The following is a 19,938-nucleotide window of genomic DNA, read 5'->3' on the forward strand; positions in this document are numbered from 1 at the left end:
TCCGCCGGGCGGGTCGTAGAAACATGCCCTCCAGACGCGAGTACCTCGTCGTGGCCGGGTCGCTCTCGCTCGGTGGCTGTCTCGACAACGGCGGAGCGTCGACGCTGTCAGGAACGACTACGACGACAGCCGGTACAGCCACGCCGGCGGCCACAGCCACTCCGGCCCAGGTCGGAGAAGCAGTGAACGTCAACGGCGCCGAGGTGACCCTCAACCGCGTCACCACCCAGTCGTCCTTCGTCTATCAGGAGAGCGCCGACACGAAAGGCGTCGCCACACGCGAGGGTGAGCGATTCCTCCTCGCGGAGTTCGGCATCAGCAGTGAATCGCGGCCCACTGTAACGCAGTTCTCGATCGTCGCCGACGGCGAGACGGTGAGCGAACCCATCCGGGATTACCGAACTCGACAGCCGTCGGGGCCATCGTTCGACAGGAGCCCATACGACGAAAACGGTGGCTGGCTACTGTTTCCTGTACCCGCCGAACTCGACGCCGAGTCGATCAGAATCGTCGTCGGTGACGTTGGCTGGGGGCTCTCTGATGCAGTGAGTACTCAACTCCGCCAGCCACTCCCGACGTTCGACATCGTCTCCTTCGAGCACCCAGAGACAGTCGAGACCGATGAGGAGTTTAGCGTATCCGTAACGGCAGAGAACATCGGGGAGACGACAGGGACGTTCCGCGGCGTGCTCAATGTCGCCGGGGTGGAGTACGCCGTCTACCCGTACCCCTTCGAACTCGAACTTGATCCGGGCGAGTCGGCGACGTGGACGAGGGAGTACGGGCCGGAATCAGGCCTGAACGAGGCAGGCGACACCGGCTCGCTTGACCTCCGCACGCCCGTGGGTGACCGGGGCGGCGAGATCGAGGTCGTAGACAAGACGTCGACGCCTTAGGAGAGGTGACTCGCGATGTCGGCTTCGGTGATGATCCCCACCGCCTCGCCGCCCTCGGTAACGATGACGGCTTTGTAGTGGTCGAGCAGGTTCCGCACCTCGTCGACAGTCGCGTCGGCGCTCACTGTCGGGAACGACTCACTCATCACGTCCGCGACGGGTAGGTCGCCGACGTTCTCGCCGGCGTGGACCACGTCGGACTGGGAGATAGAGCCGACGGGGACGCCGTTCTGGATCACCGGTAGCTGCGAGTACGCTTCCTCGTCCATCAGGTCGACCGCGTCGCTGACGGAGTCGTCCGGCCCGACGTTGACCACGTTCTCGTGCATCAGGTCCGCGGCCCGGACGACCTCGCCCTCGGCGGCGTCGAGCGCCTCGACGATTCGCCGGAGCGTCGAGAGTCGCGGGTCGACGTCGTCGTTCTCGACGCGGGCGATCAGCGGCTGGGAGACATCGGCGCGGTCGGCCAGCGCCGACTGGGTCAGCCCCACCGCGTTCCGCCGCTCGCGAAGGTCCTCGGGTGTCGGCAGTTCCATACGTGCTAATAACTAGGGGTAATTTGAAAGCGTTTCGGAGCGCGCCGGGACTCGGTCCATCGCGCCCCAAACTAGTCTTACTCCTCGCCTTCCTCGTCGCCTTCCCCGGTCTCGATGGCCTGGATGACCTCGAGGGGAACGTCTCGCAGCGCGCCCCCGACCTCGCTTTTCGCGATACGGGTGGCGTGCTCCTCGTTCTCGGCGTTGAAGATGTCGATCTCGAGGACCAGCCCCACCAGCGCGGTGCTGGCGGCAATAAAGGCCGAGTCGAACGGCTCGCCACAGGCCGGGCAGTCGGTCAGACCGACCTCGACGTCAACGTACTCCTTGTCGGCCTCGTTGAGTCGGCGACCCGACTCCGAGACGGCGACGCCGATGGCGTCGTCGATACCTTCGACGTCTCGCACGAGCCACGCAGCCTCCATCACGACGTGATAGTTGCTCATACAGGGAGAAGTGGCCTGTGCACGTTAACTCCAGCGAAGCGCGGACGACCGCTGAGTGGTTGGCGGCCCCCTGTGGATCGCCCTTATGCTGGAGGTCCGAAGGTCCCGCTCCTCGGTCGGCGTCGTCGGCTTCCGATGGCGCACGCGGGGTCAGGTCCGGCCCCAGGTCCACTTCACGTCCAGCACGTAGCGATAGACGCCGCTGAGCAGGATGGCGACGGCGTTGGCGATGAGGTACTGGATCCCCTGCCAGTCGACTAGCGCGTAGAGCACCCCCAACTGGATGGGGATGGCGGTCCCGCGCACGAGGTTGGTTTTGAGCAGGCCGACGAGGTAGTTCCGGCGGCCGGTGTTCTGGATCGACGCGAACGTCCAGGCGTTGTTGAGGACGTACGTCATCACGATGGTGATCTCGATGGCCACCGTGGCGCCGACGAGGTAGTTGAGGGCGGTGACATCGACGAACAGCCAGAGCAGCAGCATCTGTACCCCGGCGGTGGTGGTGCCGACCACCGTGTAGCGCCGGAGTTGGACGGCCACCGGCCCCGAAACGAGACTTCTGAGGTACGAGCGGAGCATCTATCGGTAGCCCAGCGCCTCCAGCCGGTTCTGGAGGTCCTCGTCGACCGCGCCAGCGGTCTCCTCGCCCTCGCTCGCGCGGAGCAGGTCGGCGTGGGCGTCGACGAGCGGTCGGAACGACTCGATCACGGCCTGCTCCTCCGGCGTCGGGTCCACAGCGAGGTTCTCCTGCTGGTCGGGGTCGTCGGGGCGGTAGTAGAGTTCCCGGCCGTCGGCAGCATCAGCCTCGGAGTCAGCATCGATGTCGTCAGACCGCGTCTGATTGTCCGGAGAGGGTCCCTCGCCGATGTTCTCGATGTAGGTCCAGTCCTTGTCGCGGACGCTGATCAGTAGCTCCCCGTCGTCGAGCGAGCGCGGGATGGGCTGGCTCGTGACCTCTTCGTCCCGGACCGTGACCGAGACCACTGGCTCGTCGGCGGGCGCCTCGCCGTCGAGTACGCTCGGCGCGACGCTTTTCCCCTGCCACGCCTCGGGCGTGTCGACGCCCAACAGGTCCGCCACCGTCGGGGGGATGGCGTCGAGGCCGACCTGCCCGGAGATCCGGCCGCCGTCGGCGCCGGGCGCGTCGACGATCAGGGGGACGTTGATCAGTTCGTCGTACAGTTTGGGGTAGTGCGCGAGGTGGCCGTGCTCCTGGAACTCCTCGCCGTGGTCGCCGGCGACGACGACGGCCGTCTCGTCGTCGACGCCCGCTGCTTCGAGCGAGTCGAGCACGCGGCCGACGCTGGCGTCGACCTGCCGGACGGCGGCCTGATAGAGCGTCCGGAGGTCCCCGAGCGTGCGCTCGCCGACGTTCCAGCCCAGCCCCGTCCGAGTGTGGGCATGGATCATCCGGTGGGTACCCAGCAGGCCGTCGGACACCTCGCGGATGTAGCGGGGCGCCGGGACGTACGGCGTGTGGGCGTCCATGTAGTGGATCCAGAGGAAGAACGGGTCGTCGGTGGACTCGACGAACTCCGTCGCGGCGTGTTCGACGTCGAACATCCGCGAGGTGTCGATGAACGGTCGGTCGTCGGTGCCCCCGCGGAGCCAGGAACTCAGGCGCCGGGCCGGCGAGGTAGCCAACTGGAGCCACGCCTCGACGGTCGGATGGGTCGCGAGATACTTGCTGTAGATGCTGGAGCCGACGCTGGCGACGAACGGTTCGAACTCGTCGAACCCGTCGTCGTAGCCCCAGTGGGAGGTGAGAAAGCCGTTGGCGGCGTTGAAGCCGGCCGTCGCGAAGCCCGCGTCGTCGAGCGTCTCGGCCAGCGTCGCCGCGCCGTCGACGCCGATGCGGCCGGTGTCGGCGAACACGGGGCGAGAGGCCATGATCGACGGGAACGAGAACGGGGTCCAGTTGCCGTTGGCGAACGCGTTGTCGAACGTCGTCCCGCGGTCCGCGAGGTCGTTGAGGACCGGCGAGTGCCGGTCGCCGTCGTAAGCGCCGAGCGCGTCCGCCCGGAGCGAATCGACCGTGACGAGCACGACGTTCGAGATGTCGGAGTCAGCCATGGATGTGTGGGTCCCCTCCGCCGACGGCGTGATCGGCTGCCTCGCGGTTCGACACCGCGAACACGTGCCGGCGTCAGGCTCGGAACGGGATCGACGTACCGCGTTCCCCCGTCCGAGCAAGGGGGGTTACTGCGTAGGTCGGGGGATTACGGGCTTTACTGTTTCGTTCCGACCGGATCGGCGTGGTAGCGACGACTGTTTCCCGCCGGGGTGAGAACGGCCGGGCGATGGCCCGCGAGTGGCTCCAGCGACGGCAGGTGGCGGTGTACGCCGGAGCGGTCGCGCTGGCGGTCGCCCTCGCGGTCGGTCGGCCGTCGACGGCGCCGGTCCTCGAAGGCCTGATCGACCCGACGCTCGCGGTGCTGCTCTACGTGACGTTCCTCGAGGTGCCGTTCGTTCGTCTGCGCCGGGCGTTCCGGAACCGCCGGTTCGTCGGCGCCGCGCTGGCGACGAACTTCCTCGTCGTTCCGGCGGTGGTCTGGCTGCTCACGCGCGCGCTCCCGAACCGCCCCGCGCTACTGCTCGGGGTGTTCATGGTGCTGTTGACGCCCTGTATCGACTACGTCATCACGTTCACCGGCCTCGCGGGCGGCGACGCCGAACAGGTGACGGCGACGACGCCCGCCCTCCTGCTCGCGCAACTGCTGGCGCTGCCAGCGTACCTCTGGCTGTTCCTCGGGCCGACAGCGGCCGCAGCGGTCGAGATCGGTCCGTTTCTGGAGGCGTTCCTGCTGATCATCGCGCTGCCGCTCTCGCTGGCGTGGCTGACTGAGGCGTGGGCCGAGCGCTCGCCCCGCGGCGCGTCGTGGCAGGCGGCGATGGGCTGGCTCCCTGTACCGATGCTGGCTGTGACGCTGCTGGTGGTCATCGCCTCTCAGCTCCCCCGGATCGGCGACTCGCTTGGGCAGGTCGCCGCGGCCGTCCCGGTGTACGTCGCGTTTTTGGTCGTGATGCCGCCGATAGCGCGGCTGGTGGGTGCTCGGCTGGATCTTCCGGTCGGCGAGCAGCGTGCGCTCGTGTTCACCTCGGTCACGCGGAACTCGCTGGTGGTGCTTCCGCTGGCGCTGGCGCTCCCGGCGGGCTACGAACTGGTGCCCGCAGTGGTGGTGACGCAGACGCTCGTGGAACTGGCGGGAATGGTCGCGCTGACTCGGGTCGTGCCGCGGTGGCTGGTGCCGGACCGATCGGCAGCCGAAAACTGAGGAGTTACACCCCCGGGATGCCGACGGCCTCGAACGCGCCGATGTTCATCAGGGCGAGCATGTAGAGGACCACGAGCGTCGCGATCCACGCGATCAGGGCGATGAGGGCGGCCGCGAACCAGCCGCCGGGGTAGCGATAGTGGATGACGCCGATGTACGCCAGCAAGACCAGCGCCGGACCGAGCAGCGGTATCCAGCCAAAGAGGAAGCCGGCGACGGCCCAGATGATCGCGCCGATCAGCGCGGTCACGATGGCGTACGTGTAGTCTTTCGAGCCGGTGACGAGTTGGGCGCCGACGTAGATACCCAACGCCCCGATGAGGAGGCTGACGATGAAGACGATGAGCGAGTCGAGTAGTGCCATACAGGTCACCCGGCCCGCCGGTGGATAGTTAGCCCCCGCTTATCGGAACCTCGTCCCGGGCCGGGACCCTACGGAGGAGTCCCCACCGCTCACTCGTAGACCTCGCCGCGTCCCTCGCGTGACTGCAGCCACGTCCCGAGCGAGAGGCCGAAGATGACGTGGCCAGTGTGGAACACCATCCGCTCGCCGTCGTCGAGTTCCTCGCCGAGGAGTCGTCGGAACACCACCCGCGTCCCGAACACTGAGAGCAGGAGACTGTAGCCGACAGCGAGCGTGACGGCGGTGAATCGACGGCTCCGCGCCGTCCGGACGTCGACGAGGCTGAACGCCAGCCCCAGCAGGCCGCCTGCGGCGCCGCCGTAGAGCAGGTGCAGCGCCAGCCCCTCGATTGGGTACTCTTCGGCCCTCCCTCCGGCGACGTACGTCGCCCAGAACTCGGCCGTCGGCGGCACCGCCCGAAAGGTCGGGAACCGGTAGAGTGTCATCAGGACAGTCGCGACGAGGCCACCGACGACCCCGCGACCCGCCGACCGGAGGACCCCGAGCGTGGTGAGCGTGTGCCGAGCGGACCGCTGCGCGGTGTCGGACTGTTGGCCAGTCATGCCGCCAGATGCGGGCGAAACGTGGAAAACAGTAGTTACGACGTGTGTACCAGAAACTCCGGCCATCCGGCCGTTCGACCGACGAGGGACCGTTACCGGCTCTCGCGCTGTTCGACCTTCTTGAATTTTTCGAATAGAGGGACAGATACAATAGAAAGTTCCCAGATCCCAAACTACTCCATCAACTCGGTTGGCTGGACTGCACCATGTTCCAGTAGTTCGCCATCGAACGTGACTAGAGTGGCGTCAACATCCTCGGCAAGGGCGAGGAGTATGCAGTCGAGCGTGTACAGTAGCGTGTCTTGCTGGAGACCGTACGCCGAAATTTGGTCGCTGATTTCCGGCGCATAGATATCGACGCGTCCGTAGATATCGGCTAGGAGTTCCTCAACTTGTTCTTGCTCAACACGCTTCTTTTTCGTCAACACCGACCGAATCTCCATAAGGTTGAGAATCGATGTGCAAAACTCGTAGTCCTCGTTTAGGAGGTCAGTCGCTATTTCGCCACGGCCCGGCTCATCAGTAATGCTGGCGATGAATACGTTCGTATCGATGAACAGCTTCATCGACGCTCTCGGGCTTCACGAACCGCCTCGACGGAGTCGACATCAACATCTTCCAGTCGGCCGGACAGTAGATCACCGAGCTTGACTGTCGATCCGTCGTCCGTATCAGAGCCACCGAGCGTAGTTGTCGGTTCGTCACTCCCCTCAGTCGACTTTGGCCAATCTGGCGGCCTCGCGTAGCTTCCCATATAGTATAATAGCGGAGCTAATAGTAAATCAGTTTGGCTGGTCATCCCCTATTCCCGATCCGGGAGAGTACACAAACGCATCTGACTGGTCGTACTACCGGCTCTCGCGCTGTTCGACCTTGTTCAGTTCAATAACTCACGTAACACGCTTTCGTGTACTTTACCGGTATCCCAGTAACCCGCTTGTAGCAGTGTGGTCAAAGCCGGCAATCTCACGTCGCTGATGCTGGAGGAAGCCCATGCCGTGTCGAGCCTGAAAGAACGTGTTCTAAAGTCGTACCCTTGGTCAGACGAGCCTTCTCGCGTTACAGGCTGATCTGCTCCCCGTCTTCAGGAACGTGTACGTCCTCCGTCTCCGCTCGCAGTTCCTCGCGCGACAGCAAGCAGTGGTTAATCGCCTCCATGTGGACGACGACGACGGTGGCATCGGTGGCCTCGCGGACAGCTGAGATGTCTTCGACGCCCATTGTGATGGGTTCGCCCTGCTCGAACTGTGCTTTGCCGCCGTTGAGGACGACCATGTCGGGCTCGAACTGGTCGAGGATCTCTTCGACCGGTTCGTACCAGATCGTGTCGCCAGCGACGTACACCGTCTCGTCGCCCTCGAAGACGAAGCCCGAGACCGGGCCCATCCCCTCGGCTAACTCGCCATGTCCGTGTTGGCCCGGCGTTCGGTAGATGGTGACACCGTCGAAGGAGGTCTCGTCGTCAACAGGCCGGACGTCGGCAAAGCCTTCATCGGTAAACGCCTCGGCCTCCTCGGGTTGACAGAACAGTGGCACGTCGGCGTCGAGTTCCTCTCTGGCCGCCTCGTCCCAGTGATCGGGGTGGCGATGCGTGACGACCACGGCGTCGTACGATAAACTCACGTCCGGCAATGGAACGAGTGGGTTCCGTTTCTGGTTCGCTGTCGTAAGGAACTCGGGAACGGCAGGGTTGTCCGTCACCGTCGGCATCTCGCCCTGCGGCGTGAACATCGGATCGACGAGGAACGTCGTGTCGCCAACGTCCACGAGAATCGTGGCGTTGCGAATCAGCTGCACGTTAGTACCAGTTGTTGGCATACAGGTACCATTGTGAGGGCCATCGGGGTAGGATTTATTTCGACATATTCCAACCGACGTGGCGTTCAGCCACTCGCTCACTGAATGAACTCGATATCCTCAGGATCCAGATCTACGTCGAGGTCGATGTCGAGTGAATCGGCGGCGAACTGCTGTGCCAGCCACGCCTCCGCTCGGTTGAGACGGTACTGGAACGTCGAACGCGACACGTCTACGTCGGCAGCAATTTCGGTGACCGACTGCTGCCGTGGCTCCTCGTAGTACCCGCGTTCGATTGCAGCCTCAAGTGCTGACTTCTGTTCGGGCGTGAGGGTTTGCTGGACGCGACCGTCTTCGAGCAAGCACGGCGGCGTGCCGAGGCGTTCGACAGTAAGCGACAGTCCCTCCCGAAGGTTCTCACGGACTTCCTCGTGAATCGCTGTGACAGGCTCGTCGATGAGCAAGCGCCATCGGAATTGGTCGCCACGACGCTCCGATCGCATTATCAACCCCTCGCCGATATGGTTCGCGGCGACGAGCGGGATCGATCGCGGGCCGTCGCCTTCCCGGCGAAGCGAGTGGATTTTCCGTGACTCCGGGTTCGACGAGAGGATCGTGTACTCGTACTCGGTCACGGGCGCACCACACATCCCAGTTGTATTCGGATCATTGGCGACGCGTTCTAGCCGGTCGTCAAGCTCGTCGAGAACAGTAGTTGGGCCGACGACTTTGTCGATTCCCCACACTGTCTCGCTGGTCGCATTGATCTCCATCGACCGGGCGTACAGCTCTGCATGTTCGATGAAGAGATCCATCACCTCGTCAGCCCCTGCCTCGTATTCGACTGTAAAGACGAACTCGCGCAAGATACTGTACGTTCTCGCTCAACGGGTAAAGCCTGTTAGGTGTATTCTCTATACTTAACGATAATCGGTCATTGTGTGACAAATCCGGCATATTGTATGAAACGGTCGTCGTGGCCGCGTGTGCAACGAGACTTGCGTCAAATCTTCCGGCTGCTCATCGAGTCTGAAAATTCGTAAGGTGGCGTCGTGAATCGACTCCTATCTCACTAATACGCAGTTAGAAGACCTGAAATAGTCGTTCTCTCGCTTATCGACTCTCTCGTTGCTCAACCTTGTTCAGTTCGATCAGTAGCCGGAAAATCGCCTTCACGAGGTTCGAGTCGACATCGAAGCGCTCGGCGTTCTCGCCCGCGCGGTCCATCACCGCCTGCTCCTGTGCCTCGTCGGTGGTCGGGAGCCCCTGTTCCTCCTTCACGTCGGCGATGGTGTCGGCGACGTAGGTGCGTTGGGCGATGAGTTCGACCAGTTCCTGATCGATCTGTTGGATCTCCTCGCGCAGTTCGTCCAGCGTCATGTCGTCGGGTGTGCGTTCACTCATAGATAGCGTCCTCCGGTGGTCCGCGTCTCGGTTCGCAGCGTCTCGCCCGGGTGCTCGCCCCAGATCTCCGCGACGGCGTCCAGTCCCGCGGCGTCGCCGACGGCGACGACGCTCGGTCCCGTGCCGGAAAGCGAGACGCCGTCGACGTGAGGCATCGCCTCGACAGCGGGGTCGGCCGAGAACCCCAACGCCGCCGAGAACGCGAGGCCGTTGACCGTCATCGCCTGACCGTACTTCCCAGCGAGCGCGAGGTCCTCGACCAACTCCGCCATCGGCGCCACCAACTCACAGCGGTCAGCGTCTGCGTCGGCCGAGTAGGCGCGCTCCGGCGGGGTCCAGATCAGCGCCTCCCAGTCGACCTCCTCGCGGGCGAGCAGTTCGTCCGCGGTGTTGTCGGTGACGGTGAGGCCGCCGAGCATCGACGCGCTGGCGTCGTCGAACGCGCCGGTGACGGTGACGCCCGCCTCGCGCGCGGCCTGCACGCCGACCCGGCAGGCCGCCTCGTGGTCGATGTCCCCGGCGAGGCCGAGTGCGTCGGCGGCCGCGAGTACCGTTGCGTTGGCGGCTGCCGAGGAACTCTTGAGGCCCGCAGCGGTCGGCACTTCGCTCTCGGTCCGGACCGTTCCTCCGGGGGCGTCCGGAACGTCGACGGGTGCGTCGTCGCGCCAGCGCTCGACCGCCAGGGTCACGCAGCGCTCGATCAGTTCGGTATCGGCGTCAGGCTGGCCGTCGATGGCTCCGGACATCCCGCCCGAGCCGTCGAGGTCGACGTGCGCGGCGGTCTCGATGTCGAGCGCGAACGCCGAACCCCGACCCGTCGCGAGCGCGTTGAGCACCGTGCCCGCACCGGGCGCGGCGGCGTGGCCGTCCATGCCCCTACCGGGGGCGTTCCGGGGCTTGAAGCTGGTGGTCCCGACAGTGTCGGGCGACCGACAGCAGTCGGGTGACCTACAGCAGCCGAGCGCCCGCAGGCGACACCCGCGTCCGGTTCGGGAGCACGCCCTCGCAGTCGACGGCAACGACCGTCTCGCCGAGCATCGCCATCGTCCCGACGCCGCCCTCGGCCTCGACGCGCGCCACGTCCTCGACCACGCGCTCGGTCGGGAGGCCCAGCGCCCGCGCGAACGGCCACGAGCGCTCGACGACCGCGCGAACCGTTGGCGGATCGGGCAGCGAGTCGAGCACCGCGCCGCCTTCCTCGCGAACGGTCGCCATCAGTTCCTCGTCGGCCAGCGCGTCCGCGGTCGGCAGGCCGCCGTAGGAGGCGTACTCGACTGGCTCGTCGGTTTCGACGCGCTGGCGGCCGTTCCCGACGTTGTAGACCAGTCCGCCGGCCTCCTGCACGAACACGTCGCCGAGGCCGGTGCCGGCGTCGACCTCGGCGTCGTGGGCGTGGCTGAGGAGTTCATCTCGGGAGTTTCCGAGGTCGAACTGTGCGTTCGCGGCCAGCGCGGTCGCGAGCGTGGCGGCGCCGCTGGCGCCGAACCCCGCGCCGATAGGGGTGTCTGGCTGGACGTCGACGGCGGCGGCGACGCCGAGGCGCTCGAGCACCCCCGCGACGGGTTCGAAGCTGGCTGGCTCGCCGTCGACGGTTACGGTCGTCTCCTCGGCGGCGGCGACGGAGACGGTCACGCCGTCCTCGAGGGCGACGCTGGCGCCGCGGGAGCCGGATTCGGTGTCGTCGGGGGCGAAGACGGCCGTCACGCTGGCCGGGGCGAACGCGTCCATACCGGCTGCTGGGGTTGGGCGTAGTTGAATCGGGGTGGTTCGGCCGGCACTTTGGCGTCATCGAGGCGTAACACTCAAACGCGGACCCCGACAATCCAGAGGCATGGAACTGCGGGTCATCGAAAAGACTGAGGAGGAACTCCGCATCGAGGTCGCCGGCGAAGGGCACACGTTCATGAACGTGCTCAAGGGGACCCTGCTGGAGAACGACGACGTGGCCGCCGCGACCTACGACGTGAACCCCGAGCAGTCGGGGGGTCAGACCGAGCCGATCCTCTCGATCACGACCGAGGGCGGCGCCGACCCCCTCGACGTGCTCGAGGAGGCCGCCGGCGGCGTGAGCACGAAAACCGAAGAACTGCGTACCGCGTTCGAAGACACCGCCGCCTGAACTTCTTTCGGCCATCTCCGCGGTTGGTCGGTGACTCTCTGCCGGCGTCGACTCATCGGCGCTCCGGCAGGCGGTGCCTGAATGGCGACAGCCCGCCGAAGCGTGCGCTGCGACTCAGATACGGACCGGGATGCCCCGCTCGGCGAGATACTGCTTGACCTCCTGGATCGTGTAGTCGTCGAAGTGCAGAATCGACGCCGCCAGCCCCGCGTCGGCGTCGGCCTCGGTGAACACCTCGTACATGTCCGCGGGCGAGCCACAGCCTGAGGAGGCGATGACGGGCGTCGAGACGGCGTCACAGACCGCGGAAGTCAGCGGGATGTCGTAGCCGTCCTGGGTGCCGTCCTTGTCGATGGAGTTGACGAACAGTTCGCCCGCGCCGCGCTGTGCAGCCTCCTCGGCCCACTCGACGGCGTCGAGGCCGGTCCCCTCGCGGCCACCCTTGACCGTGCACTCGAACCAGCAGGACTCGCCGTTGACGCGCTCGTAATGTTCGCCCTGCTCGTCGTAGCGCCGGCGCGCGTCGAGCGAGATGACGATACACTGGGAGCCGAACGCCTCGGCGCCACGGTTGATCAGGCTGGGGTCGGCAATGGCGCCGGAGTTGATGCTGACCTTGTCCGCGCCGGCCCGCAGCGTCTCCTTGATGTCGTCGGTGGTGCGGATCCCCCCGCCGACGGTCAGCGGGATGAACACCTCGTCGGCAACCGCCGAGACGGTGTCGAGCATCGTCTCGCGGCCCTCCGCGCTGGCGGTGATGTCGAGGAAGACGAACTCGTCGGCGCCGGCCTCGTTGTAGCGTTTGGCCATCTCCACCGGGTCGCCGGTGTACTCCAGGTCCTCGAAGTTGACGCCGGTGTACACTGCCGGCTCGCCGTTCTCGTCAACGTCCACGTCGATGCAGGGGATGACCCGTTTGGTGAGCGTCATTGTGTGGGCTGGGCGGGTTCGGTGAGCGCTCCGCGCATACCCGAGGCTGGGCGGTCCACCCATTTGCACGTTACGGAACTGGCGGTCCGGCGCCGAGAGAAAACCCCGAGACGGGAGCGTGCCACTCGCCGGAAGCGATTTACGGTGTCCGTCCCCACGTCCGGGCATGGTCGAAGCAACGGAGCGCGACGGCATGACGTGGTACCAGTGTGAGAGCTGTGGCCTCCTGTTCGACGACGAGGGCGACGCCAGCCAGCACGAGGACAACTGTGCGGGCGACGATCCCTCGTACTTGCAGTAGCCGCGCTCAACCGTCACCACTGGCGCGCTCAACCGTCACCACTGGCGCGCCCCGCCGTCGCTATCGCTGCGCCGACTCCCGTCGACGCCGTCGCCGTCAGTCGTCCCCTTCTCCGACGATTTCGAAGCTCTGCTCGCCCCAGTCGTCCTCGACGAACACGAACACGCGGCCGCGGGCGACTTCGGGGTCTGCCTCGACCTCGATCCGGCGGGCCTCGCCGTGGCGCACGGTGACGCCCGGGAACACCTCCTCGCTCTCCCCGGGGTCGAGCATCACCCGGCCGACGCCGGTGTCCTCGAGGATCTCGTCTTCGGTTTTCAGGTCGTTGATGTAGAGCATCACGCCCTCCGTCTCGGTCGGGTCGGTCACGAGCAGGTGACACTCCTTGCCGGGGCCGGTCCGGAGGGAGCCCTCCTTCACGGTGGGGACGCCCCGGTAGAGCGTCTCGCGGCCGTCGGCGTACTCGACGACCACGCCCTCCTCGCGGAGGTCGACGCCGACGGTTCCCGGGGGTACGTCGTTCCGGTTGGACATACTCGGACTACCGCCTGCGGGCGCAAAAGGGCCGCGACGCGCGGTCGTCAGCGGAGAAGCGAGGCGAGAGCGGCGGCGAAACGGTCAGCCCATCCCCGGTGGCGGGCCGTCGCCGTCGTCGTGCTCGATATCCACGTCGAGTCCGATCTCCTCCCGGCGTTCGCGGAGTTCCTTGATCTTCCGCCAGTAGTAGCCGCCGCCGGCGACGCCGACGCCGACCAGGCCGATTAGCAGGCCGCCGAACAGCTGCACGTCACGCGGGAGGTAGTAGCGCACGAGCAGCGTCTCGCCGGTGGCCTGGACCCAGACGATGTGGAGTCGGCCGTCCAGCGTGATCGTCGAGTCCGGCGCGGGGACGATGCGGCCGAACAGCGGCACGGACGTCTCGCGGTTCTCCGGAAGGACGACGGTGTAGGAGCCCTCCTCGACGGCAATCGGGTGGGAGAACTGCTTGGGCGTGCCGTCGCCCGAGTAGGCCATCTTGCCGTCGTCAGCCGGCGGTTCGATCACGAGCGCGTTGTCCTGCGTGCCCACGGAGCCGCCGTGCTCGTCGAACTTCGAGCCGTTGATAACCGTCCCGTTGGGGTAGCGATAGCGCAGCGACCGGATCGACACCGGCGTGTCGGTGCCGAGGAAGCCGCCCTCGGCGAGCCTGATGCTCTCGTTGAACGCCGAAACGTCGTACACCGCGCGGTAGGTGGTCTGGTTGGTGACGGTGATGGAGACGTCAGTGTTGGTGTCCCAGTCGTACGCCGTCTCGGGGGGCTGGTCGAGTTGGTCGTCGCTGGCCGGGCCGCCGCCGATGCCGCCGAGGCAGCCGCTCAGCACCAGCAGGCCCGCGAGCGCGAGCAGCGCGAGGCGTCGACGGCTCATCGGCTCAGGGGACGACGCACTTGAGCTCCGCCGGCAGGTACTCGCCGACGCTGGCGAGCAGGCCCGGCGGGTCGGTCCCTTCCGTACAGACGACGCTCTGTTCGAGCAGGCCGAGGCGCTCGACGGTCACGACGTCCCGGGCGTGGCCCGCGCGGTTGAGCGTGGCGCGCACTTCGCCCCGGGTCGCGGAGTTGACGTTTAGGCGCCCGCCGGTCTCGCCGTCCTCGTCGCGGGTCCAGCCGTAGAGCATGTCCTGCGTTTCGTCGGCGAGGCGGTGGTCGCCATCCTCGTCGTAGACGAACGCAAGCGGCGTGTGCTGGACGACGCCGAACCGGTCGCGGATCTGGGACGGGTCGCCCGGCCCGAGACCGAGGTCGTCCCGGGAGATGTCGATCTTCTGGCCGGCGTCGAGCACCCAGCCCTCGTCGTTCCAGTAGCGCAGCGTGCCGACGTACGTCTCGCCGTGGTCGAAGTGGTCGGTGACCTCCCCCCAGCGCTCCCGCAGGAGGTTCTGGGCGACCGTCTCGTCGTCTCCCTCGACGGTGACCGAGACGAACTCGTCGTCGAGGACGCCGATGGTCCAGTCGATGTCGAGTTCCGCGAGGTCGTTGGCGACCAGCGAGTCGAGCGAGTCGAGTGCGCGCTCGCGGGCGTCGCCCTCGACGTAACATTTGGTTGCGAGGACGACCATCAGGCGGCCTCGACGTTTAGCTCCTCGCGGAGTTGGTCGAGGCGCCACTCCATGGCCTCGATCATGCGGGAGTTCTCCATCGACTCTAGTTGGGTGCCACATTCGGGGCACTCGAAGCCGAACTCCATCGCCTCCTCGAACTCGAAGCGCAGCGAGCAGTTCTCACAGAGGTAGAACTGGTGTTCGGTCTCGTACTCCACACGCCCTTCGAGGGCGTCGATGAGCCGGTGCATCTCCTCCTCGAGGTTCTCCGGGATGTTCTCGTAGTGGAACGTCCAGAGATACGTGAGCCAGCCCGAATCCTCGTCGCGGACCCGTCGGTAGGCCGCCAGGTCGTTCTCGTAGAGGATGAACAGCGCACGGCGCACGTCGTTGAGTTCGAGGCCGAGTTCTTCGGCCAGTTCCTCGTCGGTCACTTCGCCGTCGGGGGGCGCCGCCGCCACGGGCATCCCCGTCGGGCCGACCAAGTCGTGGAGGTACTTCTGAATCACCGGGTCCTCCAAGAGTTCCTCAAAAGCCATTACGGTGACGTAAAAGGGGCACGCGCTTCAACGTTGTGGGTTATGGGCCTGATTAGTGGGGATTGCGGACAGAGAGGGATGGGTGGTGCTCGGTTGCTTCGTTGGAAACGAGACTGAGTGGGTCAGCAACACTGTGAAAGCCCCTGTTCGCTCGGCTCGGGCGTCTCGCTGCGCTCCTCACTTCGCTGCGGTGCTTACGTCGTCGTCCGTCGCCGAGCGAACAGCCCCTTTCAGCCCCACGCGAGACGCTTCGCGCCTCGCTGGCTCCCGTTCGCTTCGCTCACGGGAACACCCGACAGCACCACCCACAGACCTCCCCAGCCGACTCACTCGCTCACTCCGTTCGCTCCTTCGTCCCTCGCGCTCGCGTCGCGCACGGAGGCGTCGTGCGGGCGACCCGTGCGTCGCCCGCACTGCCTGCGAGAGCTCCGCTCTCGCTCTGCGAGCGCTTCGCGCCGCCGCAGAAAATGCGCTAGAAAACTACTGCTCGTCGACGGCGCCGGCCTCGTCGACTTCCTCGGGGTCGACGACGCGCTTCCCGGTCTCCATGGGGAGCACGCGCTGCTCGCCGCCCTCCCACTCGCGGTCGAGTTCGTCGCCGTCGAACAGACGGTCGAGGAAGACGGCGAGGCCGGCGACCTCCGAGTGGGGCTGGTTCGTGACGCCGACGTTCCAGTCGGCCTCGTCGTACACCTCGAAGGGCACCTTCTCGCCACCGACGACGATCAGAATCGGCTCCTCGGTATGGACTTCGCGGATCTCGTCTTGAACCGTTTGGACCTCCTCGCCGTACATCGTGAGGTGGACGACCGTCCCCTCCCAGTTCCGGATGGTGGCGCGCTGCTCGCCGTCGAGTTCCACCTCGAAGGGGCCGCCGAAGCGCCCGGTGATGTCCCGCACCGTCTCGGCGGACTGGCTGGCGTTGTCCGGGAAGATCACCCGGTCGGCGCCCAGCGCGCGCGCCGTCAGCCCGACGTGGGTGGTCATGCGGTCGTCCCGCCCGGGCCGATGGCCGAACCGTAGCACGCAGCACTCCGGCGATCCCTGCATACTCGGGCGAAATGGGGGCGGAAGGGTGGCGCTTTCGGTTCCCAGCCGTCGGCGCCGCCGCCCAACCAGAACGCACTTCCCCCGACCGGAACACCCCCGGATATGGACCTCAGCGGCAAGAACGTAGTCGTGACCGGCGGCGCGGGGCTGGTCGGCTCGCACCTCGCCGGCGTGCTGGCCGAGGAGAACGACGTGCTGGCCGTCGACGACCTCTCGAAGGGCGAACGCGAGGCGATCCCCAAGGATGTCGCCTTCGCGCAGGCGGACGTGCTGGACCCCGACGACGTGGCACAAGTCATCGACGAGGCGACGGACATCGTGTTCCACTTTGCGGCTCACACCGACGTGCGCGTCGACGACCCCGAGGACGAGCGCCGGGTGTTCGAGGAGAACACCGAGATGACGTACAACGTCCTCGAGCGCATGCGCGAGGTCGGCTGTGAGGCGTTCGCCTTTACCTCCTCCTCGACGGTGTACGGCGAGGCGCCGATGCCGACCGCGGAGGACTACGGTCCCCTCGAACCGATCAGCATCTACGGCGCCTCCAAACTCTCCGACGAGGGAGTCGTCTCCACCTTCGCGAACTCCTACGGCATCCAGTCGTGGGTGTTCCGCTTCGCCAACATCGTCGGCCCGCGCCAGCGCGGCAACGTGATCCCGGACTTCATCCAGAAACTGCAGGACGGCCCCGAGACGCTCACCATCCTCGGCGACGGCCGGCAGGAGAAGTCCTACCTCCACGTCTCGGACTGCGCGGCGGCGATCCGGGATGTCGTCGAGAATGCTGAGGACGACTACAACGTCTACAATCTCGGATCGAAGACGACCACCTCCGTCGTCGACATCGCCGACATCGTCGCCGACGTGATGGACCTCGACCCGGAGTACGAGTTCACCGGCGGGGACCGCGGCTGGACCGGCGACGTACCGAAGATGCGCCTCGACACGACGAAGCTCTCGGAACTGGGCCACGACGTGCCCGAGGACAGCGACGAAGCGGTCCGGCGCGCGACCGAACAGCTCTACGACGAACTCCGCCGATCAGGTCAGTAGCGTCTCCTCGTCCCGGATCTCTCGATCCTGGCAGGTGACTTCGCCGACCGCGAGGTACTCGCCCGGCTCAGGCTCCTTCCAGGCCGTCTCGAACGTGACGCTCTCTCCTGCGGGGACTGTCTCGGTTCCGACCACCTGTGCGAACATCCGGTCGGCGTCAGAGCGCCACACTGGGTCCGCGTCGTCGCCGCCGGCCGCGAGGGAGACCGTGACCCGGAGGCGCTGGGCGTCGGGGAAAGAGAGCTCGGCGGCCTCGTCGCCGTGGTTCTCGACACGGAGTTCGAACGCGAGCGAGTCGCCGCGGGGCTGGCTGGTGAGCGTGGCTTCGAGCACAGACGCCGTTCCCGCGACTCGCTGAAAAAGGTTCCCGCGTCAGGCCTCGTCGCGCATGTCCGGCGGGAGCAGGTTCGGGATACCGTCTTCGATGGGGTAGGACTCGCCGCAGTCGGTGCAAGTCAGCGTCCCCGAGATGATCTCCCCGTCCTCGCGCTCGTCGGCGTCGAGTTCGAGCTCGTGTTTGTCCATCGGGCAGCAGACGATCTCCATCAGCGACTCCTTCATGTGGTGCTGGTGGGGTCGGATGGGGCAAAAGGCTGCGGGTTCTCCCGGCCGAACCCTCAAGTAGGAACACGGGACCAGTCAGTCCGTGCGCTGACGGATGCCGCGGGCCGGCCCCGGCAGGAGCGTGACCATCCGGCTCGTGAAGCGATGTGGATCGGTCGCCTGTTCGCCACCCCGGTCGCTACCAGGGGGTCTGGCGCTCGACGGTCTGGTCGCGGTCGGGACCGACGCCGACGGCGTAGACGGGTGCGTCGAGTTCGGCCTCGAGGTACTCGAGGTAGTCACGGCAGGCCGCGGGCAGCGCCTCGTGCCCCTCGGCGGCGACGGCGCTCCAGTCCTGTTCGCTCCACGTCTCGAACTCGCGGAAGTTCGGCTCACAGCGCGCCCACTCCTCGGTCGTCGCGGGCATGGTCGTCCGCGTTTCGCCGTCGAGGTCGTAGCTGTGACAGACCTTCAGTTCCTCTAGCCCGGCGAGCACGTCGACGTGGTTCACCGCCAGCCCGGTGAACGTCGAGCGCCGCGCGGCGTGGCGAAGCATCGGCACGTCGAGCCAGCCGATGCGGCGCGGGCGGCCGGTGACGGTGCCGAACTCGCCGCCCTTCTCGCGGATCTCGTCGGCGAGATCTTCCTCGTCTTCGTTCATCTCGGTCGGGAGCGGTCCCTCGCCAACGCGCGAGAGGTACGCCTTCACGATACCGACGATTTCGCCGTCGCCGACGATGCCCGGCCCGACGCCGGAGCCGACGGCGGCGCCGCCGGCGGTCGGGTTCGAGGAAGTGACGTTGGGGTAGTTCCCGTGGTCGATGTCGATGCTCGTCCCCTGTGCGCCCTCGAACAGGAGGTTGCCACCCGATTCGTGCTGCTCGTAGAGGAAGTCGCCGGCCTCGACGAGCATCCCGTTCTCGCGGAGGCGCTGGCCGTAGTTGGCGTACTCCGCGACGAGCTGGTCGACATCGAACTCGACGCCGGTCTCGATGCCGAACACGTCCTCGGCGACCGCGCGCTTCTGCGGGACGGTGTACTCGAGTCGGCTCCGGAGCACGTCCATGTCGAGCAGGTCGCCGACCCGAACGCCGCGCCGGCCGGCTTTGTCCTCGTAGGTCGGGCCGATGCCACGCCCGGTGGTGCCGACCTTCATGTCGGTGTCCTCCTTGTCGGCCTCTTCCATGTTGTCGAACACGCGGTGGTACGGCATGATCACGTGAGCGCGCTTGGCCACGCGCACGTCGGGGTCGAGACCCTGCTCGCGCAGGGTCTCGATCTCGTCGAACAGCGTTCGGGGGTTGACGACACAGCCGTTCCCCAGCACGCCGGTCTTGCCGCGGACACAGCCGCTCGGGACCAGCGAGAGCTTGTACTCCTCGCCGCCCTCGACGACGGTGTGGCCAGCGTTGTCTCCGCCCTGATATCGCACGACAGTGTCGGCCTCCTCGCCCCAGCGGTCGACGAGGGCGCCCTTCCCTTCGTCGCCGAGTTGAGCCCCGACGATTGTAACGGTCATACGCGGGGGTTCAGTAGCCCCGGCTAAACCGATTACGATGCGTCAGTCGGTGCCCACCCCCGCGCCGCCGGTGACCGAACGGTTAACTGCGTCCCATGCGTACGCTACCCATCCGGCCCGACGCCGCCCGCCGCCGAGGGGAAGTTTTAAGCTCTCGCAAGAGAAGTTAACATACAGCATGATAGATCGACTGGAGAAAGAAGTGGACATGCTGGAGCGGCACCTCCAAGTCCTCCGCATGGTCATCGAGAACGAGCCGATCGGGATCGTGAAGATGTCGAACGAGACGGGCTACCCGCACCACAAGGTTCGCTACTCGCTGCGCGTGCTCGAGGAGGAGAACCTCATCGAGCCGTCGAGTCAGGGTGCGATCACCACCGACCACACCGCAGAGTTCGTCGAAGATCTCGACGAGAAGCTCGACAGCACCGTCGAGAAGCTCCGAGACATGCGGATCGAGTCGGCGCCGGAAGCCGAAAACTGA

The 19,938-nt window shown here is 66.2% G+C and carries 27 protein-coding genes; 6 read left to right on the forward strand and 21 right to left on the reverse strand.

Translation table 11 applies throughout. The annotated features are described in order from the left end of the window. Positions 1–23: 23 nt before the first annotated feature. Positions 24–896, forward strand: a complete 873-nt coding sequence (locus J2753_RS09465; protein WP_209491708.1) for a hypothetical protein — start codon at positions 24–26, stop codon at positions 894–896. Here the strand turns inward: J2753_RS09465 and J2753_RS09470 are convergent. The 4 genes from J2753_RS09470 to J2753_RS09485 all read right to left on the reverse strand — a co-directional run bounded on the left by J2753_RS09470 (position 893) and on the right by J2753_RS09485 (position 3,951). Beyond that, complete coding sequence (locus J2753_RS09470) at positions 893–1,432, reverse strand: CBS domain-containing protein (RefSeq protein WP_209491709.1); 540 nt, start codon at positions 1,430–1,432, stop codon at positions 893–895. The two genes, J2753_RS09465 and J2753_RS09470, sit on opposite strands and share 4 nt — an antisense overlap. Positions 1,433–1,509: 77 nt before the next feature. Further along, the gene (locus tag J2753_RS09475; protein WP_209491710.1) at positions 1,510–1,878 is read right to left on the reverse strand and encodes a DUF555 domain-containing protein; all 369 of its coding nucleotides are present in this window, start codon (positions 1,876–1,878) and stop codon (positions 1,510–1,512) included. 150 nt (positions 1,879–2,028) lie between these two features. Further along, positions 2,029–2,457 (reverse strand): GtrA family protein, encoded by a 429-nt coding sequence (locus tag J2753_RS09480; protein ID WP_209491711.1) that lies wholly within the window; start codon positions 2,455–2,457, stop codon positions 2,029–2,031. Further along, positions 2,458–3,951: a sulfatase gene (locus tag J2753_RS09485; RefSeq protein ID WP_209491712.1), complete on the reverse strand. Its 1,494-nt coding sequence runs from the start codon at positions 3,949–3,951 to the stop codon at positions 2,458–2,460. Positions 3,952–4,178: 227 nt separating this feature from the next. Here J2753_RS09485 and J2753_RS09490 point away from each other — a divergent pair, with 227 nt between their 5' ends. Then, entirely contained in the window at positions 4,179–5,153 is a 975-nt protein-coding gene (locus tag J2753_RS09490) for an arsenic resistance protein (protein ID WP_209492101.1), read from the forward strand. A 4-nt stretch (positions 5,154–5,157) separates the two neighbouring features. Here the strand turns inward: J2753_RS09490 and J2753_RS09495 are convergent, their stop codons facing one another. The 8 genes from J2753_RS09495 to J2753_RS09530 all read right to left on the reverse strand — a co-directional run bounded on the left by J2753_RS09495 (position 5,158) and on the right by J2753_RS09530 (position 11,048). Next, positions 5,158–5,517 carry a hypothetical protein gene (locus tag J2753_RS09495; protein WP_209491713.1) on the reverse strand — a complete coding sequence of 120 codons (360 nt, stop codon included), beginning with the start codon at positions 5,515–5,517 and terminating at the stop codon, positions 5,158–5,160. 89 nt (positions 5,518–5,606) lie between these two features. After that, positions 5,607–6,119 carry a hypothetical protein gene (locus tag J2753_RS09500; RefSeq protein WP_209491714.1) on the reverse strand — a complete coding sequence of 171 codons (513 nt, stop codon included), beginning with the start codon at positions 6,117–6,119 and terminating at the stop codon, positions 5,607–5,609. 173 nt (positions 6,120–6,292) lie between these two features. Then, entirely contained in the window at positions 6,293–6,685 is a 393-nt protein-coding gene (locus J2753_RS09505; RefSeq protein ID WP_209491715.1) for a type II toxin-antitoxin system VapC family toxin, read from the reverse strand. 493 nt (positions 6,686–7,178) lie between these two features. Beyond that, positions 7,179–7,937 (reverse strand): MBL fold metallo-hydrolase, encoded by a 759-nt coding sequence (locus J2753_RS09510; RefSeq protein ID WP_209491716.1) that lies wholly within the window; start codon positions 7,935–7,937, stop codon positions 7,179–7,181. Between the two features lie 77 nt (positions 7,938–8,014). Then, positions 8,015–8,782 carry a helix-turn-helix domain-containing protein gene (locus tag J2753_RS09515; RefSeq protein ID WP_209491717.1) on the reverse strand — a complete coding sequence of 256 codons (768 nt, stop codon included), beginning with the start codon at positions 8,780–8,782 and terminating at the stop codon, positions 8,015–8,017. A gap of 247 nt (positions 8,783–9,029) precedes the next feature. Beyond that, on the reverse strand, positions 9,030–9,320 hold the full coding sequence (locus J2753_RS09520) for a chorismate mutase (RefSeq protein WP_209491718.1): 291 nt from the start codon (positions 9,318–9,320) through the stop codon (positions 9,030–9,032). After that, a complete protein-coding gene (locus J2753_RS09525) occupies positions 9,317–10,192 on the reverse strand; it encodes a shikimate kinase (protein ID WP_209491719.1) in 876 nt (291 codons plus the stop codon). The genes J2753_RS09520 and J2753_RS09525 overlap by 4 nt, the downstream gene beginning before the upstream one ends. Before the next feature lie 76 nt (positions 10,193–10,268). Beyond that, positions 10,269–11,048: a GHMP family kinase ATP-binding protein gene (locus J2753_RS09530; RefSeq protein ID WP_209491720.1), complete on the reverse strand. Its 780-nt coding sequence runs from the start codon at positions 11,046–11,048 to the stop codon at positions 10,269–10,271. A gap of 103 nt (positions 11,049–11,151) precedes the next feature. On the opposite strand from J2753_RS09530, the gene J2753_RS09535 reads away from it, so the two are divergent. Then, positions 11,152–11,439: a DNA-directed RNA polymerase subunit L gene (locus tag J2753_RS09535; protein WP_209491721.1), complete on the forward strand. Its 288-nt coding sequence runs from the start codon at positions 11,152–11,154 to the stop codon at positions 11,437–11,439. A gap of 114 nt (positions 11,440–11,553) precedes the next feature. Here the strand turns inward: J2753_RS09535 and hisF are convergent, their stop codons facing one another. Then, positions 11,554–12,369, reverse strand: coding sequence for an imidazole glycerol phosphate synthase subunit HisF (hisF, locus tag J2753_RS09540; RefSeq protein WP_209491722.1), 816 nt, complete (start codon positions 12,367–12,369; stop codon positions 11,554–11,556). A 166-nt stretch (positions 12,370–12,535) separates the two neighbouring features. On the opposite strand from hisF, the gene J2753_RS14560 reads away from it, so the two are divergent. After that, a complete protein-coding gene (locus tag J2753_RS14560; RefSeq protein ID WP_281064203.1) occupies positions 12,536–12,670 on the forward strand; it encodes a DUF7128 family protein in 135 nt (44 codons plus the stop codon). Positions 12,671–12,766: 96 nt separating this feature from the next. On the opposite strand, the gene J2753_RS09545 is transcribed toward J2753_RS14560, so the two are convergent. The 5 genes from J2753_RS09545 to J2753_RS09565 all read right to left on the reverse strand — a co-directional run bounded on the left by J2753_RS09545 (position 12,767) and on the right by J2753_RS09565 (position 16,339). After that, positions 12,767–13,204 (reverse strand): DUF5796 family protein, encoded by a 438-nt coding sequence (locus J2753_RS09545; protein ID WP_209491723.1) that lies wholly within the window; start codon positions 13,202–13,204, stop codon positions 12,767–12,769. An 84-nt stretch (positions 13,205–13,288) separates the two neighbouring features. Then, entirely contained in the window at positions 13,289–14,077 is a 789-nt protein-coding gene (locus J2753_RS09550) for a DUF5803 family protein (RefSeq protein ID WP_209491724.1), read from the reverse strand. 4 nt (positions 14,078–14,081) lie between these two features. Further along, positions 14,082–14,768, reverse strand: a complete 687-nt coding sequence (locus J2753_RS09555) for a DUF2110 family protein (protein ID WP_209491725.1) — start codon at positions 14,766–14,768, stop codon at positions 14,082–14,084. Further along, entirely contained in the window at positions 14,768–15,289 is a 522-nt protein-coding gene (gene tfe / locus J2753_RS09560) for a transcription factor E (RefSeq protein WP_209491726.1), read from the reverse strand. The genes J2753_RS09555 and tfe overlap by 1 nt, the downstream gene beginning before the upstream one ends. 480 nt (positions 15,290–15,769) lie before the next feature. Next, the gene (locus J2753_RS09565) at positions 15,770–16,339 is read right to left on the reverse strand and encodes a tRNA (cytidine(56)-2'-O)-methyltransferase (protein WP_209491727.1); all 570 of its coding nucleotides are present in this window, start codon (positions 16,337–16,339) and stop codon (positions 15,770–15,772) included. A 102-nt stretch (positions 16,340–16,441) separates the two neighbouring features. Here J2753_RS09565 and J2753_RS09570 point away from each other — a divergent pair, with 102 nt between their 5' ends. After that, positions 16,442–17,392, forward strand: coding sequence for an NAD-dependent epimerase/dehydratase family protein (locus tag J2753_RS09570; protein ID WP_209491728.1), 951 nt, complete (start codon positions 16,442–16,444; stop codon positions 17,390–17,392). On the opposite strand, the gene J2753_RS09575 is transcribed toward J2753_RS09570, so the two are convergent. The 3 genes from J2753_RS09575 to J2753_RS09585 form a co-directional block, all read right to left on the reverse strand. Further along, on the reverse strand, positions 17,381–17,725 hold the full coding sequence (locus tag J2753_RS09575) for a BsuPI-related putative proteinase inhibitor (RefSeq protein WP_209491729.1): 345 nt from the start codon (positions 17,723–17,725) through the stop codon (positions 17,381–17,383). The genes J2753_RS09570 and J2753_RS09575 overlap by 12 nt on opposite strands. A gap of 39 nt (positions 17,726–17,764) precedes the next feature. Beyond that, positions 17,765–17,953 carry a methytransferase partner Trm112 gene (locus tag J2753_RS09580; RefSeq protein WP_209491730.1) on the reverse strand — a complete coding sequence of 63 codons (189 nt, stop codon included), beginning with the start codon at positions 17,951–17,953 and terminating at the stop codon, positions 17,765–17,767. Between the two features lie 181 nt (positions 17,954–18,134). Then, positions 18,135–19,454, reverse strand: a complete 1,320-nt coding sequence (locus J2753_RS09585; protein ID WP_209491731.1) for an adenylosuccinate synthase — start codon at positions 19,452–19,454, stop codon at positions 18,135–18,137. 178 nt (positions 19,455–19,632) lie between these two features. Here J2753_RS09585 and J2753_RS09590 point away from each other — a divergent pair, with 178 nt between their 5' ends. Continuing rightward, a complete protein-coding gene (locus J2753_RS09590) occupies positions 19,633–19,938 on the forward strand; it encodes a hypothetical protein (protein ID WP_209491732.1) in 306 nt (101 codons plus the stop codon).

This window comes from Halolamina salifodinae (assembly GCF_017874235.1).
Lineage (GTDB): Archaea > Halobacteriota > Halobacteria > Halobacteriales > Haloferacaceae > Halolamina > Halolamina salifodinae.

Coding starts and splice junctions, on each gene's coding strand:
- J2753_RS09485 (WP_209491712.1), bottom strand. CDS start 3,951: ATGGCTGACTCCGACATCTCGAACGTCGTGCTCGTCACGGTCGATTCG.
- J2753_RS09590 (WP_209491732.1), top strand. CDS start 19,633: ATGATAGATCGACTGGAGAAAGAAGTGGACATGCTGGAGCGGCACCTC.
- J2753_RS09505 (WP_209491715.1), bottom strand. CDS start 6,685: ATGAAGCTGTTCATCGATACGAACGTATTCATCGCCAGCATTACTGAT.
- J2753_RS09480 (WP_209491711.1), bottom strand. CDS start 2,457: ATGCTCCGCTCGTACCTCAGAAGTCTCGTTTCGGGGCCGGTGGCCGTC.
- J2753_RS14560 (WP_281064203.1), top strand. CDS start 12,536: ATGGTCGAAGCAACGGAGCGCGACGGCATGACGTGGTACCAGTGTGAG.
- J2753_RS09550 (WP_209491724.1), bottom strand. CDS start 14,077: ATGAGCCGTCGACGCCTCGCGCTGCTCGCGCTCGCGGGCCTGCTGGTG.
- J2753_RS09465 (WP_209491708.1), top strand. CDS start 24: ATGCCCTCCAGACGCGAGTACCTCGTCGTGGCCGGGTCGCTCTCGCTC.
- J2753_RS09520 (WP_209491718.1), bottom strand. CDS start 9,320: ATGAGTGAACGCACACCCGACGACATGACGCTGGACGAACTGCGCGAG.
- J2753_RS09565 (WP_209491727.1), bottom strand. CDS start 16,339: ATGCAGGGATCGCCGGAGTGCTGCGTGCTACGGTTCGGCCATCGGCCC.
- J2753_RS09525 (WP_209491719.1), bottom strand. CDS start 10,192: ATGGACGGCCACGCCGCCGCGCCCGGTGCGGGCACGGTGCTCAACGCG.
- J2753_RS09530 (WP_209491720.1), bottom strand. CDS start 11,048: ATGGACGCGTTCGCCCCGGCCAGCGTGACGGCCGTCTTCGCCCCCGAC.
- J2753_RS09475 (WP_209491710.1), bottom strand. CDS start 1,878: ATGAGCAACTATCACGTCGTGATGGAGGCTGCGTGGCTCGTGCGAGAC.
- J2753_RS09510 (WP_209491716.1), bottom strand. CDS start 7,937: ATGCCAACAACTGGTACTAACGTGCAGCTGATTCGCAACGCCACGATT.
- J2753_RS09490 (WP_209492101.1), top strand. CDS start 4,179: ATGGCCCGCGAGTGGCTCCAGCGACGGCAGGTGGCGGTGTACGCCGGA.
- J2753_RS09470 (WP_209491709.1), bottom strand. CDS start 1,432: ATGGAACTGCCGACACCCGAGGACCTTCGCGAGCGGCGGAACGCGGTG.
- J2753_RS09495 (WP_209491713.1), bottom strand. CDS start 5,517: ATGGCACTACTCGACTCGCTCATCGTCTTCATCGTCAGCCTCCTCATC.
- J2753_RS09535 (WP_209491721.1), top strand. CDS start 11,152: ATGGAACTGCGGGTCATCGAAAAGACTGAGGAGGAACTCCGCATCGAG.
- J2753_RS09555 (WP_209491725.1), bottom strand. CDS start 14,768: ATGGTCGTCCTCGCAACCAAATGTTACGTCGAGGGCGACGCCCGCGAG.
- J2753_RS09570 (WP_209491728.1), top strand. CDS start 16,442: ATGGACCTCAGCGGCAAGAACGTAGTCGTGACCGGCGGCGCGGGGCTG.
- J2753_RS09500 (WP_209491714.1), bottom strand. CDS start 6,119: ATGACTGGCCAACAGTCCGACACCGCGCAGCGGTCCGCTCGGCACACG.
- J2753_RS09585 (WP_209491731.1), bottom strand. CDS start 19,454: ATGACCGTTACAATCGTCGGGGCTCAACTCGGCGACGAAGGGAAGGGC.
- J2753_RS09580 (WP_209491730.1), bottom strand. CDS start 17,953: ATGAAGGAGTCGCTGATGGAGATCGTCTGCTGCCCGATGGACAAACAC.
- tfe (WP_209491726.1), bottom strand. CDS start 15,289: ATGGCTTTTGAGGAACTCTTGGAGGACCCGGTGATTCAGAAGTACCTC.
- hisF (WP_209491722.1), bottom strand. CDS start 12,369: ATGACGCTCACCAAACGGGTCATCCCCTGCATCGACGTGGACGTTGAC.
- J2753_RS09545 (WP_209491723.1), bottom strand. CDS start 13,204: ATGTCCAACCGGAACGACGTACCCCCGGGAACCGTCGGCGTCGACCTC.